The 15,593-nt window shown below is 42.9% G+C and carries 17 protein-coding genes and 1 tRNA gene; 12 read left to right on the top strand and 6 right to left on the bottom strand.

Annotation, left to right across the window (positions count from 1 at the left end):
- The first annotated feature begins 301 nt into the window (after window positions 1–301).
- The 3 genes from EO131_RS15635 to EO131_RS15640 all read left to right on the top strand — a co-directional run bounded on the left by EO131_RS15635 (window position 302) and on the right by EO131_RS15640 (window position 2,113).
- The gene (locus EO131_RS15635; RefSeq protein WP_127024364.1) at window positions 302–1,087 is read left to right on the top strand and encodes a helix-turn-helix domain-containing protein; all 786 of its coding nucleotides are present in this window, start codon (window positions 302–304) and stop codon (window positions 1,085–1,087) included.
- Between the two features lie 26 nt (window positions 1,088–1,113).
- A complete protein-coding gene (locus EO131_RS17225; RefSeq protein WP_164731717.1) occupies window positions 1,114–1,257 on the top strand; it encodes a hypothetical protein in 144 nt (47 codons plus the stop codon).
- Between the two features lie 121 nt (window positions 1,258–1,378).
- Window positions 1,379–2,113, top strand: coding sequence for an isochorismatase family protein (locus EO131_RS15640; RefSeq protein WP_241243875.1), 735 nt, complete (start codon window positions 1,379–1,381; stop codon window positions 2,111–2,113).
- Between the two features lie 157 nt (window positions 2,114–2,270).
- Here the strand turns inward: EO131_RS15640 and trxA are convergent, their stop codons facing one another.
- Complete coding sequence (gene trxA / locus EO131_RS15645) at window positions 2,271–2,588, bottom strand: thioredoxin (RefSeq protein ID WP_127024367.1); 318 nt, start codon at window positions 2,586–2,588, stop codon at window positions 2,271–2,273.
- A gap of 300 nt (window positions 2,589–2,888) precedes the next feature.
- Window positions 2,889–2,962 (bottom strand) — tRNA-Arg (locus EO131_RS15650).
- Window positions 2,963–3,026: 64 nt separating this feature from the next.
- Between EO131_RS15650 and EO131_RS15655 the strand changes: the two genes are divergently transcribed.
- Window positions 3,027–3,539 carry an adenine phosphoribosyltransferase gene (locus tag EO131_RS15655; RefSeq protein ID WP_127024370.1) on the top strand — a complete coding sequence of 171 codons (513 nt, stop codon included), beginning with the start codon at window positions 3,027–3,029 and terminating at the stop codon, window positions 3,537–3,539.
- On the opposite strand, the gene EO131_RS15660 is transcribed toward EO131_RS15655, so the two are convergent.
- The 3 genes from EO131_RS15660 to EO131_RS15670 form a co-directional block, all read right to left on the bottom strand.
- The gene (locus tag EO131_RS15660; RefSeq protein WP_127024373.1) at window positions 3,533–3,685 is read right to left on the bottom strand and encodes an SsrA-binding protein; all 153 of its coding nucleotides are present in this window, start codon (window positions 3,683–3,685) and stop codon (window positions 3,533–3,535) included. The genes EO131_RS15655 and EO131_RS15660 overlap by 7 nt on opposite strands.
- 547 nt (window positions 3,686–4,232) lie before the next feature.
- The gene (locus EO131_RS15665; protein WP_127024376.1) at window positions 4,233–5,933 is read right to left on the bottom strand and encodes a M56 family metallopeptidase; all 1,701 of its coding nucleotides are present in this window, start codon (window positions 5,931–5,933) and stop codon (window positions 4,233–4,235) included.
- A complete protein-coding gene (locus tag EO131_RS15670; RefSeq protein ID WP_127024379.1) occupies window positions 5,933–6,292 on the bottom strand; it encodes a BlaI/MecI/CopY family transcriptional regulator in 360 nt (119 codons plus the stop codon). The genes EO131_RS15665 and EO131_RS15670 overlap by 1 nt, the downstream gene beginning before the upstream one ends.
- Before the next feature lie 149 nt (window positions 6,293–6,441).
- Between EO131_RS15670 and EO131_RS15675 the strand changes: the two genes are divergently transcribed.
- Window positions 6,442–7,380, top strand: a complete 939-nt coding sequence (locus EO131_RS15675) for a calcium/sodium antiporter (RefSeq protein ID WP_127024382.1) — start codon at window positions 6,442–6,444, stop codon at window positions 7,378–7,380.
- Window positions 7,381–7,444: 64 nt separating this feature from the next.
- On the opposite strand, the gene EO131_RS15680 is transcribed toward EO131_RS15675, so the two are convergent.
- Window positions 7,445–8,455, bottom strand: coding sequence for a glutamine synthetase beta-grasp domain-containing protein (locus EO131_RS15680; protein WP_127024385.1), 1,011 nt, complete (start codon window positions 8,453–8,455; stop codon window positions 7,445–7,447).
- 210 nt (window positions 8,456–8,665) lie between these two features.
- Between EO131_RS15680 and EO131_RS15685 the strand changes: the two genes are divergently transcribed.
- The 7 genes from EO131_RS15685 to EO131_RS15715 all read left to right on the top strand — a co-directional run bounded on the left by EO131_RS15685 (window position 8,666) and on the right by EO131_RS15715 (window position 15,590).
- Window positions 8,666–10,852, top strand: a complete 2,187-nt coding sequence (locus EO131_RS15685; RefSeq protein WP_127024387.1) for a glutamine synthetase III family protein — start codon at window positions 8,666–8,668, stop codon at window positions 10,850–10,852.
- Between the two features lie 74 nt (window positions 10,853–10,926).
- A complete protein-coding gene (locus EO131_RS15690; protein ID WP_127024390.1) occupies window positions 10,927–12,105 on the top strand; it encodes an AIR synthase related protein in 1,179 nt (392 codons plus the stop codon).
- Between the two features lie 47 nt (window positions 12,106–12,152).
- Window positions 12,153–12,593, top strand: coding sequence for a QcrA and Rieske domain-containing protein (locus tag EO131_RS15695; protein WP_127024393.1), 441 nt, complete (start codon window positions 12,153–12,155; stop codon window positions 12,591–12,593).
- 15 nt (window positions 12,594–12,608) lie between these two features.
- Window positions 12,609–13,046 (top strand): thioredoxin family protein, encoded by a 438-nt coding sequence (locus EO131_RS15700; RefSeq protein WP_127024396.1) that lies wholly within the window; start codon window positions 12,609–12,611, stop codon window positions 13,044–13,046.
- Window positions 13,043–14,041, top strand: coding sequence for an FAD:protein FMN transferase (locus tag EO131_RS15705; protein WP_127024399.1), 999 nt, complete (start codon window positions 13,043–13,045; stop codon window positions 14,039–14,041). The genes EO131_RS15700 and EO131_RS15705 overlap by 4 nt, the downstream gene beginning before the upstream one ends.
- A 9-nt stretch (window positions 14,042–14,050) precedes the next feature.
- Window positions 14,051–14,260: a DUF4266 domain-containing protein gene (locus EO131_RS15710; RefSeq protein WP_127024402.1), complete on the top strand. Its 210-nt coding sequence runs from the start codon at window positions 14,051–14,053 to the stop codon at window positions 14,258–14,260.
- A gap of 46 nt (window positions 14,261–14,306) precedes the next feature.
- A complete protein-coding gene (locus EO131_RS15715; protein WP_127024405.1) occupies window positions 14,307–15,590 on the top strand; it encodes a DUF3570 domain-containing protein in 1,284 nt (427 codons plus the stop codon).
- Window positions 15,591–15,593: the final 3 nt, after the last annotated feature.

Raw genomic sequence — 15,593 nt, forward strand, 5'->3', positions numbered from 1 at the left:
GAAGATTCTTTTGTTCCCTTTGATCACTTAATGGATTCATTTTGGGGTGTATTTGGTCAAAATGGTGCATTGGTAAGAAAACTGCCCCCCTTAAGAAATTCTGACTGGTCGGCGACCGATTCGACAACTACTTTTGGCTTGAGTCTGATGGGGAAATCTGCAGGTCAATCATCAAGAATCAATTGAACCAATGACATTTACGGCAATCATCAAGCTAATTAAAAGTATAGTCTGCCATTAATGAAGAATAGGGATTTCCAAAGGGAATCATTCCAATGACTAACCACAAAAAAAGTGAGCAATGAAATACGTGACCCAAATAGAACAATGCAATATTAAAAGACACCAGGTTAAGGGCCATCTTAATAAAAGTTCTATCCTTTTATTTTTAATGCGCGACAATGAAGGTGCCAATGAAAAGAACGTGATGCACCAAGAATATGAGTTCATCTTTTCCCTACGTCCAACTCCGGATCTTAAAATGAAAAAACCGTTGATATTGGGTATTTACAACGGTGCATTTGGCACTTTGGAACCAAGTATGCGAAGTGCAACCTTTCGTGCCAAACCAATTTTGGATACCCCACTGAGCAATCAATTGGCACTTTATGTAATTCAGGAACTGTTGCTTTGTGGAGAGGGGGACATGGCATATCTCGGAAATATGATTGTATCCATGGGAGACTATCTGGTTAAAAGGCACAACATGCAACAGGAAATCGACACCAAATTGAAAATGGGCTTGAGTCCGTTTCAGGTGCAAAGGATCCAAAGGTATATACTTCAGCATATCGATCGTCCTGTCCAAACATCTGAGTTGGCCATGGTGGTCGACTTGAGTGTGCACCATTTTATAAGGGTCTTCAAAAAAACCACTGGTGAGACACCGCATCAATTTGTAACCAGGCTAAAATTGGAGGAAGCCAAGAAGTTGCTGTTATCAACGGATGAAAGTGTGATTCAAGTGGGAATGGGCGTCGGATGTGACAATCCAAGCCACTTCTCCCAACTGTTCAAGTCCAATTTTGGCATCCCGCCATTGCAGTTTAGAAAGGCCTTTCAAGCCAGTTTGCAGTTTGCTTCCTAATTCCTAAAAAACCATCAATGAAACTAATGAACAAGTACATAGGTGCTTTGGCACATTTACAGGTATTTGCCTGGTTCACCACTGGGAGGCGACACCTTTTAAACACATCAGAAGTTGAAGATTCAGAGTATTTGGATTTCACCAATGACGATAAGGGTCTGTTTATTTAGATTTTAGGCAAAAGCACCTTCATTCAGAATGTAATGGGTTGGTTGCCAAACCTTTTCCAGTTTCATTGACCAAAAGTAAAATCAATTCATCAGTAATCCATTCATCTAATTCTTTTATATTATGAAAACCACATCTTTCAAATTTTTCTCTTTAATGGCGTTGTTGTGCTTAGGAGCACCTAGCCTTCATGCCCAAATACCGGACCCTGGATTTCAGGTCGATGGTACCACGGCAATCGTTATTACCGACCCCCAAAATGATTTCTTGAGCCCCGATGGGGTTACTTGGGGTGTTATTGGAGAGAGCGTTATCAAAAACAAAACGGTTGAAAACTTGGAAACACTCTTCAAATTGGCAGAGGCCAACGGAATAAAAGTATTTATTTCACCCCATTATTATTATGAGCACGACCATCGCTGGAAATTTGAGGGAGCCCTCGAAAAATTGATGCACGATATCGGCATGTTCGATCGCCGTGATCAGCTCAATAAAAAAGGTTTTGAGGGATCTGGCGCTGATTGGTTGCCCAGGTACAAAAAATACATTGAAAAGGATTTTGTCACCGTTGTTGGCCCACATAAAGTATACGGTCCTGAGCAGAATGATCTTAGCCTTCAATTGAGAAAGCAAAAAATCGATAAGGTTGTTTTGGCAGGGATGTCCGGAAACCTATGTGTGGAATCCCATTTAAGGGAACTGCTTGAGGACGGTTTTGAGGTTGCCGTGGTGGTCGATGCCACAGCTTCCGCAGTAGTGCCGGGTTATGATGGAAACGTGGCGGCTGAGATCAACTATCGTTTTGTTGCCAGCCATGTGTACACCACTCAGGAGTTTAAGCAATCCCTACAAGAATAATGGCTCTTTAGGTTTGCACACAGATTAAAATAATCTGATGGCAGGGCTCTATCCCTGCCATTTTTTTTGGCCGGATCATGGAGTACGGATTAAAAAAATGCCGACCAATTTTTTGATCGACATTTTTTAATGGGCATACAATTGACCTGTCTTTGGATCAATTTAAAAGGGAATCCAATTTTTCCCTTAAAACAGTTTCGGGCTGCACGCCAATGGCTTTATCCACTATTTCAGCGTCTTTGATAAAAAATAGGGCAGGAATATTTCTTACCCCAAATTTTGAGGCCAGTTCCTGATTATTGTCCACGTTCACCTTTTGGATCTCGATGTTGCCCTCATACTCTTTGGATAATTTTTCCACCGTTGGCAATAATGCCTGACATGGACCACACCAGTCTGCATAAAAATCCAATAGTATGGGCTTTCCTTGGGCTATCAAAGCTTCGTAATCCTTGTTGTTTTCAACTGTTTTCATCATCTTCTATTTAACTGTTATTTGATGGTACAAAGTTCCGTCAAGAAGGATGATGCCATATAGGTTAGCTTTCCTAGATCCTTGAAAGGATTTCCCGAGCCGTTGTCATGAAATTATTTGGTATAGAATGAAGTTTTATTGCAATTATCAATCCTCCAAAAAGCGGTTTGCACATAGGATAAGTCATGGTCGTTAGTTATTCGCCGGAATTTAGAAAAATTTCCCTTTTAGCTACAAACCAAACATTTCAAAAAACAAAAAAGCAAGCGCTATACAAACGCTTGCTTTTTGATTTATTCGTGACCGCGGCAGGATTCAAACCTGCAACCTTCTGAGCCGTAATCAGATGCGCTATTCAGTTGCGCCACGCGGCCATGTTTTAAGGGCTGCAAATATATTTCTTTTTACCTTTATCACAAAACCTTAGTGTACAAAAAAATGGATTTTACCTCCTACATTCGTGACATCAACGACTTTCCCAAGCCAGGGGTGGTCTTCAAAGACATCACACCGTTGCTCAGCGACCCCTATGCCCTGCAAAAAGCCTCGGAAGCACTCTTGGGATTTACCGCCCAAATGCAGATAGACAAAGTGGTAGGTGTAGATAGTAGGGGATTCATTTTTGCACCCATGTTGGCAGCCAAAATGGGTGCCGGTTTCGTCCCTGTGCGCAAAAGGGGAAAATTGCCCTATGAGACCATTTCTGCCGCATATGCCTTGGAGTATGGGGAAGCTATCGTGGAAATCCATAAGGATGCCATCAGCAAGGGCGAAAGGGTCCTTATACATGATGATGTGCTTGCTACCGGAGGTACGGCCAGTGCCGTTTGTAAATTGGTGGAGGAGTTGGGCGGACAGGTAGTCCAGTGCAACTTTTTGATCGAACTTACCTTTTTAAAGGGTGCGGAAAAACTGAATGGGTATCCAATTGAGGCTTTGTTGCGCTACTGATTAGCGTCCAGTGCCTTTGTGGTAACGAAATACCGCCAGCCAATAATGGCCAATTGTAACTTGGACGCCTTGGAAAGGTCCAAGCCCTTTTTGGTGTAGGAGGGAAGTACAGCCTTGTTGATCTTTGCCAGAATCCTATAAAACATGTTGGGTAGTTGTGTCCGACAAATATACTCATGTAATTCCTAAATGCAGCTAACCGGTTCCAAGTTCCAAAAAGGGCAGGGTATTTTTCCGATGAAGTCCATTACTTTCCTTAAAGAAAAATAGTAGCTATCAAGTGTACCAAAAGCATAACGAAAAACTTAACTATTGCGATCATTGTGTGATTGATTTTAGGTTCAAAAAACTGTTGTAAAACCGGTTATGGATTTGAATATAGAATGATAAAAGTCATGCTTCCAAACTTTTAGGGAAGAATCTATACAATTGAATACAAGATTGTAGTTAAAAAAACGAGATGCTCCTAGAGTAGTAATTGAGTGCCTAGAAAAAAGTTATAAAATGTAATTATAAAACAACGTTATGATTAATTAATGTAAGATTTGTAGGGGTATTTTTGGCTTGATTTTGAAAACCAAGGGGCGTTTCGTTTAAAAATAGGCCTTTTTTGACCTTTTCGTTTATTTGGATCCATAAAAAAAGGCCGTAAAATGGTTTTACGGCCTTCGGATAAAATATATAGTCTTTGGTTTAGTTCCCACTTTTTTTGATGGTGATTTCTACCACGCCGTCCTTGCCTTTTTTGCCGTATTTTTTGATGGCTTGATCCCCTTTTAGGACTTGCATGCTTTCGATAGAGCTTGGATCTAATTTTTTAATGTCTTCCTTTTTCACTTTTTTGCCATCCACATAAAACAATGGCTCTTTATTACCATCGGTATCGATATAGAAAAAACTATCATCGTCACCAATAACCTCAATGTCTTTATCATTGTCAGAGTCTTTAATGATCATAACGTGCCCGTCATCTTTGTGAACACGTTTTACCTTGATTTTTTTTGTAATCTTATCTTCATCATCATCGTCACCGGAACTGATGAAGATGGTTGAACCTTTTTCCATTTCCATTTCCTCTACTTCTTCATCGGTTAACCTTTTGCCATTAACGATCACTACTTTATTGGCATTTTCCTTTCGAATAACGATTTCGGTTTCATCATCGGTCTCCCAATGGATTTTATCTCCATCTGTCTTATGGATTCGATACTTAAATTGTTTTGCATTTCCAAAAGACACCGTATTGGCTTCGTCATCATAGAAAACTTGGATGGGATCGATGGGTCCTTCAGAATTGGAGCTGTAATTGCCGCTGAATTTAGCACCGGTTGAACTTTTTCCACTTAGGTTTAGGGAGATGTCGATAATTTCCCTGGCATCATTACGGATCGTGGTGTAGCTAAAATCGATGCCATCCTTGACCAAATCTTTTTTGATTTTGTCCAGTTCGGTATCCGTGGTATTCTTGTCAATGGTGAATTCCACGGTCTTGTCTGCAAGGGTATCCAAAGCGTCTTCGGACTTTTTGTATAGGTACACATTTTCCACACTGAAACTGACAAGAAATAGGCCCAATAAGGGCAATACCAGCAGCGTTTTAAACACACTTGTTCTTTTGGATTGATTTTGATTTAACATGACTATTCGTTTTTTGATTAATGAATTATAAAATGAATTTGTAACTGCATATTCGGGTTTGTTCACTACCTGCTTGAGCATTAGGTACTGATAACTTTTAATGTTCTCCATACCCTCCACAGCATACCTATCGGCTAAATATTCCAAATTTTGTTTGATCGCCGTCTTGTAGAACCAAAGTATGGGGTTAAACCAGAACACGATTCTAATGAGCTCCAATAAGACAATATCGAGCGTATGTAACTGCCGTGCATGTACTTTTTCGTGTGCCAGCATAATGCCCAGTTCTTTTGAGTTAAAAAGGGAAGGGTTGTAAAAAATATGGTTGAAAAAGGAAAAGGGAGCTATCCTTTTAGCTGTCTCCACATGCAGATAGGGGTGTTCTTTCCAAGTTTTGGCGTCTCTTTCCAATCGTTTTAAGGCGGACAATTGTAAAATAAAGCGAACCAGGAAAAATAGGGTCACCAATACATAAATGGTAATCAATATGTTTTCCAGGGTGAAAAGGTTGGGACTTGCTACAGCTACAACTGTTGTTGCTGTGTTGCCTCGGGTTGCAACAACCATCGGCTGGTCCACAATAATGGTATTTTGGAATTTGATCAACGGGAAAACTAAAGAGAGCAATAAACCGGCCACAAGGAACAAGCGGTTCTCGGTGAAAAAGGTGTCGCGTTTTAAAAATAGATGGTAAACCGCCAGAAATCCCCCTAAAATAAGGGCCGATTTAAATAGGTATGCTAAAATAGGTTCCATTATTTTTTCTTTTCAATTAGGTTGATGATTTCCTTGAGTTCATCGATGGAAATTTTCTCCTCTTGTGCAAAATGGGATACCAAACTCTTAAAAGAATCCTCATAGTAATCCGCAATGGCAGCATTTACATACTTTTTACGGTATTGGTCCTTGCTGATGGTAGGAAAGTATCTGTGGGTATTGCCAAAGGCTTCATGATCCACAAACCCTTTTTCCTGTAAATTCCGTACAATGGTGGAAAGGGTATTGTAATGGGGCTTTTCACCTTCCATTTCTTCCAGGATCTCCTTTACAAAGGCTTTTTTCAGTTTCCAGAGGATTTTCATCACTTCCTCTTCCTTATTGGTCAATTTTTGCATGGCATATTACTTATGGAACAAACATAGTACGAAAAAAATAGTTAAACAACTATATTTGTAGTTTATTAACTATTTTTTTAGTTTTTTCTTTTTGGTTTTGGAAGCGCTATCCGTAAATCTTCCGTTATCTTTACCCGAAATTCTTCGAATTGGGAAATCTGCTTTTTATTGTCTTGGGGCTTGTACTGTTAATCGCAGGAGGTAATTGGTTGTTGAAATCCGCAGTAGCCCTTTCTTTGCGTTTGTTCATTCCCAAAATAATCGTGGGAATGACAGTGGTATCCTTTGCCACTTCGGCACCGGAGCTTATCGTTAGCATAAACGCTGCATTGGAAGGTTTTCCCGATTTGGCACTGGGCAATGTGATCGGTTCCAATATTGCGAATTTGGGATTGGTACTCGCCATTACCGTGATCATGGGGAGTATCGATGTGCGTAAAAGTTTTTATACCACCGATTGGCCGGTTATGATGATCGCGTCCCTGTTGTTTTGTGGTTTTATCTATTTTGATGGTGTGCTCCAGCGTTACGAAGGCATCATTCTGGTGTCCATGTTATTTGTGTTTTTGGTGTATTTACTTCGTTTTCAGAAGACCGCCGTAGTGGATGAAATGCCAGAGGATGACGTGCCATTGCCTTGGCATATGATCGTTTTGTTTTTGGGTCTGGGAGGTACAGCGCTCTGGGGCGGTTCCGAACTGTTGATCAAAGGTGCTGTAGGTATGGCCACTTCATTGGGGGTCAGTGAACGGGTCATCGGTATTACCATAGTTTCGGTAGGCACCAGTATTCCCGAATTGGCAGCTTCGGTGATCGCTGTTTTGAAAAAGGAAAAGGCCATATCGCTGGGGAACCTGATCGGATCTAACATTTTTAATTTATTGGCGGTGCTGGGAATAACTTCCATCATAAAACCCATTACGGTTGTAGATCCTGGGCTGTTGTCCAATGATATTTTCTGGATGTTGGGAATTGCTTTTTTGATTTTTCCTTTGGTGTTTTTCCCAAAAGGGCTCCGATTGGGGTGGAGGGACGGTCTGGTGCTATTGGCCTTTTACACCGTGTTCGTGTATCTGACCATCAAATAAAAAAAACCGCCCCCAAAAATAGGGACGGTTCTTATCTATAATCAACAACTAATTTATTGGCTTCCTAAACGTCTGCGGATTTAACCGTTTTGATAATTCTGGACGCTACTTTGTATGGATCGGCATTGGAGGCAGGTCTCCTGTCTTCCAACCAACCTTTCCATCCTTTTTCAACGGTCATGATAGGAATCCTAATGGAAGCACCCCTATCGGATACACCGTAGCTAAAGTCATGGATGGAAGCTGTTTCGTGCTTACCGGTCAAACGTTGGTCGTTGAACTCACCGTAAACGGCAATGTGCTCATCAGTAACTGGACGGAAAGCTTCACAGATTTTCTCGTATACTTCTTTGGAACCACAGGTTCTCAATGTGGTGTTGGAGAAGTTGGCGTGCATACCGGAACCATTCCAATCCCCTTTGATGGGTTTTGGGTGGTATTCAATATAATAACCGTAATCCTCGGTCAAACGATCCAAAAGGTAACGGGCCACCCAAACTTGGTCACCGGCCGTTTTACCACCTTTCGCGAAGATTTGGAATTCCCACTGGCCACAAGCCACTTCTTGGTTGATTCCTTCAAAATTGATGCCTGCTTCAAGACAAAGGTCGGCATGGCGTTCCACCAATTCCCTGCCGTGGGTGTTTTTACCACCAACAGAGCAATAGTATAGACCTTGAGGGCCTGGATATCCGTTTATTGGGAAACCAAGAGGCAATTGCGTTCTGGTGTCCATAATGAAATATTCTTGTTCAAACCCGAACCAGAAATCATCATTTTCATCGTCGATTGTTGCCCTAGAGTTGGTTTCGTGAGGTGTTCCATCTGGATTCAAAACCTCGGACATTACCAAATACCCGTTGATTCGTGCAGGATCTGGAAAAATGGCCACTGGTTTCAACAGACAATCCGAAGAACCGCCTTCTGCTTGTTGTGTAGAACTTCCATCAAAAGACCAAATGGGGCAATCTTCCAATTTCCCGCTAAAATTGTCTTCGATCTTTGTTTTACTCCTCATATTGGCGGTAGGTGAATAACCGTCCAACCAGATATACTCTAATTTAGCTTTGCTCATAATGCTGGTAGTTAATTGTTCTCAATAATTTGAAGGACAAAAATAACTTTTTCATTTAATTGCCTATGTTTTGAGGGGGTAAAATCACAAAATATCCGACAAAATTTATATTACCCCTGTTTTAATTGGGGAGGAATGAAAAAAAAGTAATTTTTTCAGCTTATATTATTAAATTGTTAATCGTAGATTTGAAAATTAAATTCGATTGAAATGCCAAAAATGAGATTCCAGGCCTTGGCCGAAAGCCGTAAAAGGAAGCCCACCCCGATCAGTGAAACAGGAAAGCGCTCCGAACTCTTTGCCAAGAATGTCTTCGATGAAGAAAAGATGCTGCAATTTTTAACCAGGGAGGCTTTTGACAATGTAAAATCCGCCATTTTTCAAGGCAGTAAGATCGATCGCAAAATAGCAGATCAGGTTGCCGAAGGAATGAAGGCATGGGCCCTCTCCATGGGCGCGACACACTATACCCACTGGTTTCAGCCCCTAACCGGTGCCACGGCCGAAAAGCACGATGCTTTTTTCGACATCCTTTCCGATGGCAGGGCCATGGAAAAATTCGGCGGTGCCCAATTGGTACAACAGGAACCGGATGCTTCCAGTTTTCCAAGTGGGGGTATACGAAATACTTTTGAGGCACGTGGCTATACCGCTTGGGATCCCACTTCGCCGGCATTCATCTATAAAACTACCTTGTGTATCCCCACCATATTTGTGGCGTACACGGGAGAGGCCTTGGACAATAAAGCCCCATTGCTGAGAGCACTCAATGCAGTGGACCAAGCCGCTACCGATGTGGCCCAATATTTCGATAAAAATGTGCGAAAAGTACATGCAACTCTGGGGTGGGAGCAGGAATACTTTTTGGTGGACAAAGCCTTGGCCAAATCCCGATTTGACCTTACTACCACGGGAAGGACCTTGGTCGGTAGTTTTTCCGCCAAAGGCCAACAGTTGGACGACCATTATTTTGGTGTGATTCCCCCCAGGGTGCTTAGTTTTATGAGCGACCTGGAAAAGGAATGTACCAAACTGGGCATTCCGGTAAAGACCCGACATAACGAGGTGGCCCCCAACCAATTTGAATTGGCGCCTGTTTTTGAGGAAGCCAATCTATCCGTGGACCATAATTTGTTGTTGATGGATGTAATGGAAGAAATTGCCGACCGTCACCAATTTTCCGTGTTGTTTCACGAAAAACCCTTTGCGGGCATCAACGGGTCGGGTAAGCACAACAACTGGTCCTTGGCTACCGATACAGGGGTCAATCTGCTCAGTCCGGGAACAACACCCATGAAAAACCTACAGTTCCTTGCCTTTTTTGTGAATACGATCAAAGCGGTGGATACCTATGAGGAACTCTTGAGGTCTTCCATTGCATCGGCAAGCAACGACCATCGCTTGGGCGCCAATGAGGCCCCGCCGCCCATCATTTCCATTTTCATCGGTAAACAATTGAACAATGTATTGGATGAGTTGGAAGGCGTTTCCAAAGGAAAATTGTCTCCCGAGGAAAAAACAGAATTGAAGTTGAACGTGGTCGGCAAGATACCCGAGATCTTGTTGGACAATACAGACCGTAACCGTACTTCGCCATTTGCCTTCACGGGGAATAAATTTGAGATGCGGGGCGTAGGTTCCAAAATGAACTGCGCCAAACCCATGACCATCCTCAACACCATTGTGGCCAAACAGCTCACCGACTTTAAGAAGGAGGTGGATGCGTTGATCGATAAGAAAAAATTGAAGAAGGACGAGGCCGTGTTCAACGTGTTACGGGAATACATCAAAACCTCCAAGCGCATCCGTTTTGAAGGAGATGGTTATGGCATGGAATGGCAAGAAGAGGCCCGAAGACGCAAGTTGAGTATCAATAAAAACACCCCTGAAGCCTTGCAGGTGCTTACCAATAAGGAAAGTATCGATTTGTTCAAGGAGATGGGCGTTATGAGTGAAGTAGAGCTCAAGGCACACCAAGAAGTGGAATTGGGAGCCTATATCTTCCATATCCAGATTGAAGGCAGGGTGTTGGGCGAAATGGTCTACAACCACATCATACCTGCTGCACTACAATACCAAAATATGTTATTGACCAACATAAATGGACTTAAAGAGGTGTACGGAGCGGCCCATAAGAAAGTAGCCGACCCTCAGTTGACTATTTTGGAGCAGATAGCTGAGCATGTGTTGCAGCTCAAAAAACTCACCGATGAGATGACTGATGCCCGGCAAAGGGCCAACGGTATGTCCAATTCAAATAAAAAGGCGCAGGCCTACTGCAACAATGTGAAACCCTTTTTCGAAAGTATTCGGGAACATTCCGATGCCTTGGAAAAATTGATAGCCGATGAGCTTTGGCCTTTCACCAAATATCGGGAAATGTTGTTCTCCAAGTAACCCCTTGGGTGTAAAAGGATAAAACCATGCCTGTAAATTGAAGGCTTTCCTTTATTTTTGCGCAAACCAATTTTATGTCATCCGACGCAAGTAAACGTTACGCCCAACGCGGGGTCTCGGCCTCCAAGGAAGATGTGCACAATGCCATCAGGAATATTGATAAGGGACTTTTTCCGAAGGCTTTTTGCAAGATTGTTCCAGATTATCTCACCGGTAGTGAAGACCATTGCTTGGTCATGCATGCCGATGGTGCCGGTACCAAATCCTCCCTGGCCTACATGTATTGGAAGGAAACCGGTGATATTTCCGTTTGGAAGGGCATCGCACAAGATGCGTTGATCATGAACGTGGATGACCTTATTTGCGTGGGGGCAACCGATAATATCATGTTGTCCTCAACCATTGGAAGAAACAAGAACCTGATTCCCGGAGAAGTCATTTCAGCCATTATTAACGGAACAGAGGAACTGATCAACGATCTTGGAAAACATGGCATTACCATTCATTCCACAGGTGGGGAAACAGCCGATGTGGGTGATTTGGTCCGTACCATCATCGTGGATTCGACGGTTACGGCCCGTATGGAGCGCAAAAATGTGATTGACAACGCCAACATCAAAGCAGGTGATGTGATTGTTGGTTTAGCTTCCTATGGACAGGCCACCTACGAATCCGAGTATAACGGAGGTATGGGCAGCAATGGCCTAACCTCGGCCCGCCACGACGTGTTTGCCAAATACTTGGCTGAAAAATATCCGGAAAGTTTTGACGCTGCGGTACCAGACGAATTGGTCTATTCCGGGGGCACCAAATTGACCGATAAAGTGCCTGGTGCGCCATTGGATGCTGGAAAACTGGTTTTGTCCCCAACTCGTACCTATGCGCCGATCATCAAAAGGATATTGTCAAAATACACCACCGATACCCTACACGGTATGGTGCATTGCAGCGGTGGGGCGCAGACCAAGATTTTGCATTTTGTGGATGACCTTCACATCATTAAGGATAACATGTTGCCCGTGCCACCCTTGTTCAAACTGATCCAGGAACAGTCCGGTACCGATTGGAAGGAAATGTACCAGGTTTTCAATTGTGGACACCGCATGGAGCTTTATGTAAATGAGGAAATTGCAGAAGACCTGATTGCCATATCCAAAAGTTTTGGTGTAGAAGCCCAGATCATAGGTCGGGTGGAGGCTTCAGAAAGTAAACAATTGACCATCCAAAGCGAGTACGGCACTTTTCAATACTAGCATACGATTCGCTGCCGAAATTCGTTCTTACTAATAAACCTCATGCTATGGAAAGAAAGGAATTTCTGCGAAGTTTGGGAGCAGGTGCTGCCTTTGCCCTAACATTTCCCTGTTTGCAAGGCTGTTCAAAAGACGAGCCGGCAGGTAACATTGTCGAGGAGCCGACCGGCGTGGATTTTACAGTGGACCTTACTTCACAAGAAGCGCAGCCTCTAGCTACAAACGGCGGTTTTATTCTTAAAAATTTGGTGGTCATTGTCAAAAACCTGGAAGGGGAATACATTGCTGCCAGTCAGGTATGCAGCCATCAAGCCTATGATCAAGTACGGTTCGTGAACCAAAATGGTGGTATTTTTTATTGTGATGTGCACGGTTCCCGATTTGCCCAGAATGGGTCTCCCTTAAACCAAGTGGATAACTCTCCGGCAAAACCTATTAAAGTGTACAATACGGAACTCAATGGTTCCATACTTCGAATTTTCGAATAGTTTAAGCAACACAACATGAAGAAATTAGTTACCCTTATTTTACTCGTTTTAGCCGTATCGATGCACGCTCAAGAGTGGCAGAACAGTTTTTCGGAAGCCATTGCCAAAGCGAATACAGAAGATAAACCAATTGTATTGGTGTTTTCCGGTTCCGATTGGTGTGCACCTTGCATTAAATTGAAGAAACACATATTCGATAGCGCTGAGTTCAAGGACTATGCCAACGACCATTACGTATTGTACAATGCGGATTTTCCACGGAAAAAACAAAATCAATTGCCCAAGGATAAAATGTCCGTGAACAAATTACTCATTGAAAAATACAATCCGAAGGGCTATTTTCCCATGGTTGTGGTGTTGGATAAAAATGAACATGTGTTGGGCGAGACCGGTTTTGTTGCCCGAACAACCCCTGAAAAATACCTGAAAAAGCTGAACAGTTTCCTCAAATGAAATCATTCGTTGCCCTCTTATTCAGCTTATTTTTTTTGATGGCAAATGGGCAAATGCGTCAAAAGGACATTACCGTTCAAAAGGTGCTCAAATTGATGGGTACAAGGTTCGAGATCACGGTGGTGGCCCCAAATGAGGAAATTGGCTATATCAATATCGATGAGGCGGTTTCGGAAATCCAGCGCATCGAAAAAATTATTTCCTCTTGGGACGAGTCGTCCGAAACATCCCTGATCAATAAAAATGCCGGTATTAAGCCAGTTAAGGTAAGTCCCGAGCTTTTTGGGTTGATTGAAAGAAGTATCAGGATTTCAGCACTTACCGATGGTGCTTTCGATATTACCTATGCTTCCATGGACCAGATCTGGAAATTTGATGGCAGCATGAAAGCAATGCCCAACGAATCCGACATAAAAAAATCAATTGCAAAGATTGGGTATCAAAAAATAATCCTTGATGCAGAAAAAAGTACAGTTTATTTACCTGAACCAGGCATGAAGATCGGATTTGGAGCCATAGGGAAAGGGTATGCCGCTGACAGGGCAAAAAAATTGTTGGTGTCCAAAGGCGTGAAAGGAGGAATCATCAATGCCTCTGGAGATTTGACTACGTGGGGGACCAAGGTCACTGGTGAAAAATGGCTGGTGGGCATAACCAACCCCCTCAACAAGGAAAGGGTCTTTGGTTGGCTTCCCATTGTGGAATCCGCTGTGGCCACATCGGGCAATTATGAAAAATACATTACTCTGAACGATAAAAAGTATTCTCATATCATCGACCCCAGAACGGGCTACCCAACATCGGGAATTAGCAGTGTGTCCATTTTTGCCAAACAGGCCGAAGTGTGTGATGCATTGGCAACTGCCGTTTTCATATTGGGAAGGGATGTGGGTCTGCACTTGATCAACCAAATCAATGGGGTGGAAGCGATCATTGTGGATGCTGAAAATAAAATTCACAAAAGCTCAGGTATTATGTTCAATACGAATCCTTAACTTTAAACTATGGCCAAACCAATTTTCTTTTTGTTGCTGTTGATTTTCAGCAGTTCGTGTGTCGCAGTTCGGGAGTACGATAAGGTCTACCTGAACGATGTGGAAATGCAATTGGGGGCGAGGGCCAGTGAACGTTTCGAGACCAATTTCCATATTTATCGGGAAGCATCGTCCGGGGCCAATGGTGGAAAGACCGGAGGCGGTTGTGGTTGTAATTGATATGGGAACAGTGACGACAAAAAGAAAAAACAACGTAACCCTCTCCATGAACAAAAAACTGCCTATTCTATTGTTTATTTTTGGTTTGACCTTAAGTACGGCTTGGGCCCAACAAGATGATACCTCCTACAAAAGACGCGTTTTGGAGACCAGTGAGGTCGATTTATTGTTCAGTTACTACAATCAAGATGGGGTACATGCGGCCGTTACCGGTGGCGAGGGTACGGAGGAACTCACCGATGCTACCTCCACCATTGTATTGCGTATGCCCATGAACGAGGATGATGTGTTGACCGTTGATGTTGGACTTTCGGCTTATACTTCTGCATCTTCCAGTAATGTGAACCCATTGGATGGGGGTATTACCGTTTCGCCCTTTGATGCCTCATCTGGGGAATCACGAAAAGATTTGTTGGCGTACATCAACCCTACATATACCCATAACTCAGAGGACCGAAACAAAATTTGGAGCGCCAATGCCTATCTATCTTCGGAATACGATTATTTCTCCATTGGATTTGGGGGCAGTTACACGCGCTTGTTCAATGAAAAAAATACCGAGATTACCCTGAGTGGACGGGTTTTCTTGGATAAATGGAACCCGGTTTACCCCATTGAGCTCCGAGATGGATTTTTTGATGATCGAATTACGGGAACGGGTACCTACAATCCCATTTTCACGGAATTTGATACCGAAACCCGAAATTCCTATTCCCTTTCCTTGAGCTTCTCACAAGTGTTGACCAAAAAGCTACAGGGAGCACTATTTCTGGACCTGGTATCCCAAAACGGTTTGTTGAGTACACCATTTCAACGGGTCTATTTTTCGGATTTTGCCGATTTTTTCATTGACGATTTTCAGTTGGCCGACAACGTGGAGCAATTGCCCAATAATCGGTTCAAAGTCCCATTTGGTGGTCGATTGAACTATTACCTAAACGATTTGATAGTGCTGCGGAGCTATTATCGCTATTACTGGGACGATTGGGGTATTACCTCACACACGGCAAGTCTGGAGGCTCCTTTTAAGTTATCGGACAAGTTTACGTTATATCCCACTTACCGCTATTATACCCAAACAGCGGCCGATTACTTTTATCCCAAGGAACAGTCACTTTCCACCAACGAGTTCTACACTTCGGATTACGACCTCTCCAATTATAATGCCCATCAATATGGCATGGGAGTACAGTACCGGGATATCTTCACGTCTGCAAGCATCTTGAACTTTGGTCTAAAGACCATCGACCTGCGATTTAGCAAATACGATCGGAGCGATGGCCTCAATGCATACATCATTACTTTAGGGACTACTTTTATTGGGAATTGAACT

Source organism: Flagellimonas beolgyonensis (assembly GCF_003992615.1).
GTDB classification, from domain to species: Bacteria; Bacteroidota; Bacteroidia; order Flavobacteriales; family Flavobacteriaceae; genus Flagellimonas; species Flagellimonas beolgyonensis.

Excerpts from the sequence above, each read along its gene's own strand:
- EO131_RS17225 (WP_164731717.1), top strand. The coding sequence starts at position 1,114 with ATGAACAAGTACATAGGTGCTTTGGCACATTTACAGGTATTTGCCTGG.
- EO131_RS15705 (WP_127024399.1), top strand. The coding sequence starts at position 13,043 with ATGAAATCATTCGTTGCCCTCTTATTCAGCTTATTTTTTTTGATGGCA.
- EO131_RS15695 (WP_127024393.1), top strand. The coding sequence starts at position 12,153 with ATGGAAAGAAAGGAATTTCTGCGAAGTTTGGGAGCAGGTGCTGCCTTT.
- EO131_RS15670 (WP_127024379.1), bottom strand. The coding sequence starts at position 6,292 with ATGCAAAAATTGACCAATAAGGAAGAGGAAGTGATGAAAATCCTCTGG.
- EO131_RS15690 (WP_127024390.1), top strand. The coding sequence starts at position 10,927 with ATGTCATCCGACGCAAGTAAACGTTACGCCCAACGCGGGGTCTCGGCC.
- trxA (WP_127024367.1), bottom strand. The coding sequence starts at position 2,588 with ATGAAAACAGTTGAAAACAACAAGGATTACGAAGCTTTGATAGCCCAA.
- EO131_RS15635 (WP_127024364.1), top strand. The coding sequence starts at position 302 with ATGAAATACGTGACCCAAATAGAACAATGCAATATTAAAAGACACCAG.
- EO131_RS15715 (WP_127024405.1), top strand. The coding sequence starts at position 14,307 with ATGAACAAAAAACTGCCTATTCTATTGTTTATTTTTGGTTTGACCTTA.
- EO131_RS15680 (WP_127024385.1), bottom strand. The coding sequence starts at position 8,455 with ATGAGCAAAGCTAAATTAGAGTATATCTGGTTGGACGGTTATTCACCT.
- EO131_RS15665 (WP_127024376.1), bottom strand. The coding sequence starts at position 5,933 with ATGGAACCTATTTTAGCATACCTATTTAAATCGGCCCTTATTTTAGGG.
- EO131_RS15640 (WP_241243875.1), top strand. The coding sequence starts at position 1,379 with ATGAAAACCACATCTTTCAAATTTTTCTCTTTAATGGCGTTGTTGTGC.
- EO131_RS15660 (WP_127024373.1), bottom strand. The coding sequence starts at position 3,685 with ATGTTTTATAGGATTCTGGCAAAGATCAACAAGGCTGTACTTCCCTCC.
- EO131_RS15685 (WP_127024387.1), top strand. The coding sequence starts at position 8,666 with ATGCCAAAAATGAGATTCCAGGCCTTGGCCGAAAGCCGTAAAAGGAAG.
- EO131_RS15710 (WP_127024402.1), top strand. The coding sequence starts at position 14,051 with ATGGCCAAACCAATTTTCTTTTTGTTGCTGTTGATTTTCAGCAGTTCG.
- EO131_RS15655 (WP_127024370.1), top strand. The coding sequence starts at position 3,027 with ATGGATTTTACCTCCTACATTCGTGACATCAACGACTTTCCCAAGCCA.
- EO131_RS15700 (WP_127024396.1), top strand. The coding sequence starts at position 12,609 with ATGAAGAAATTAGTTACCCTTATTTTACTCGTTTTAGCCGTATCGATG.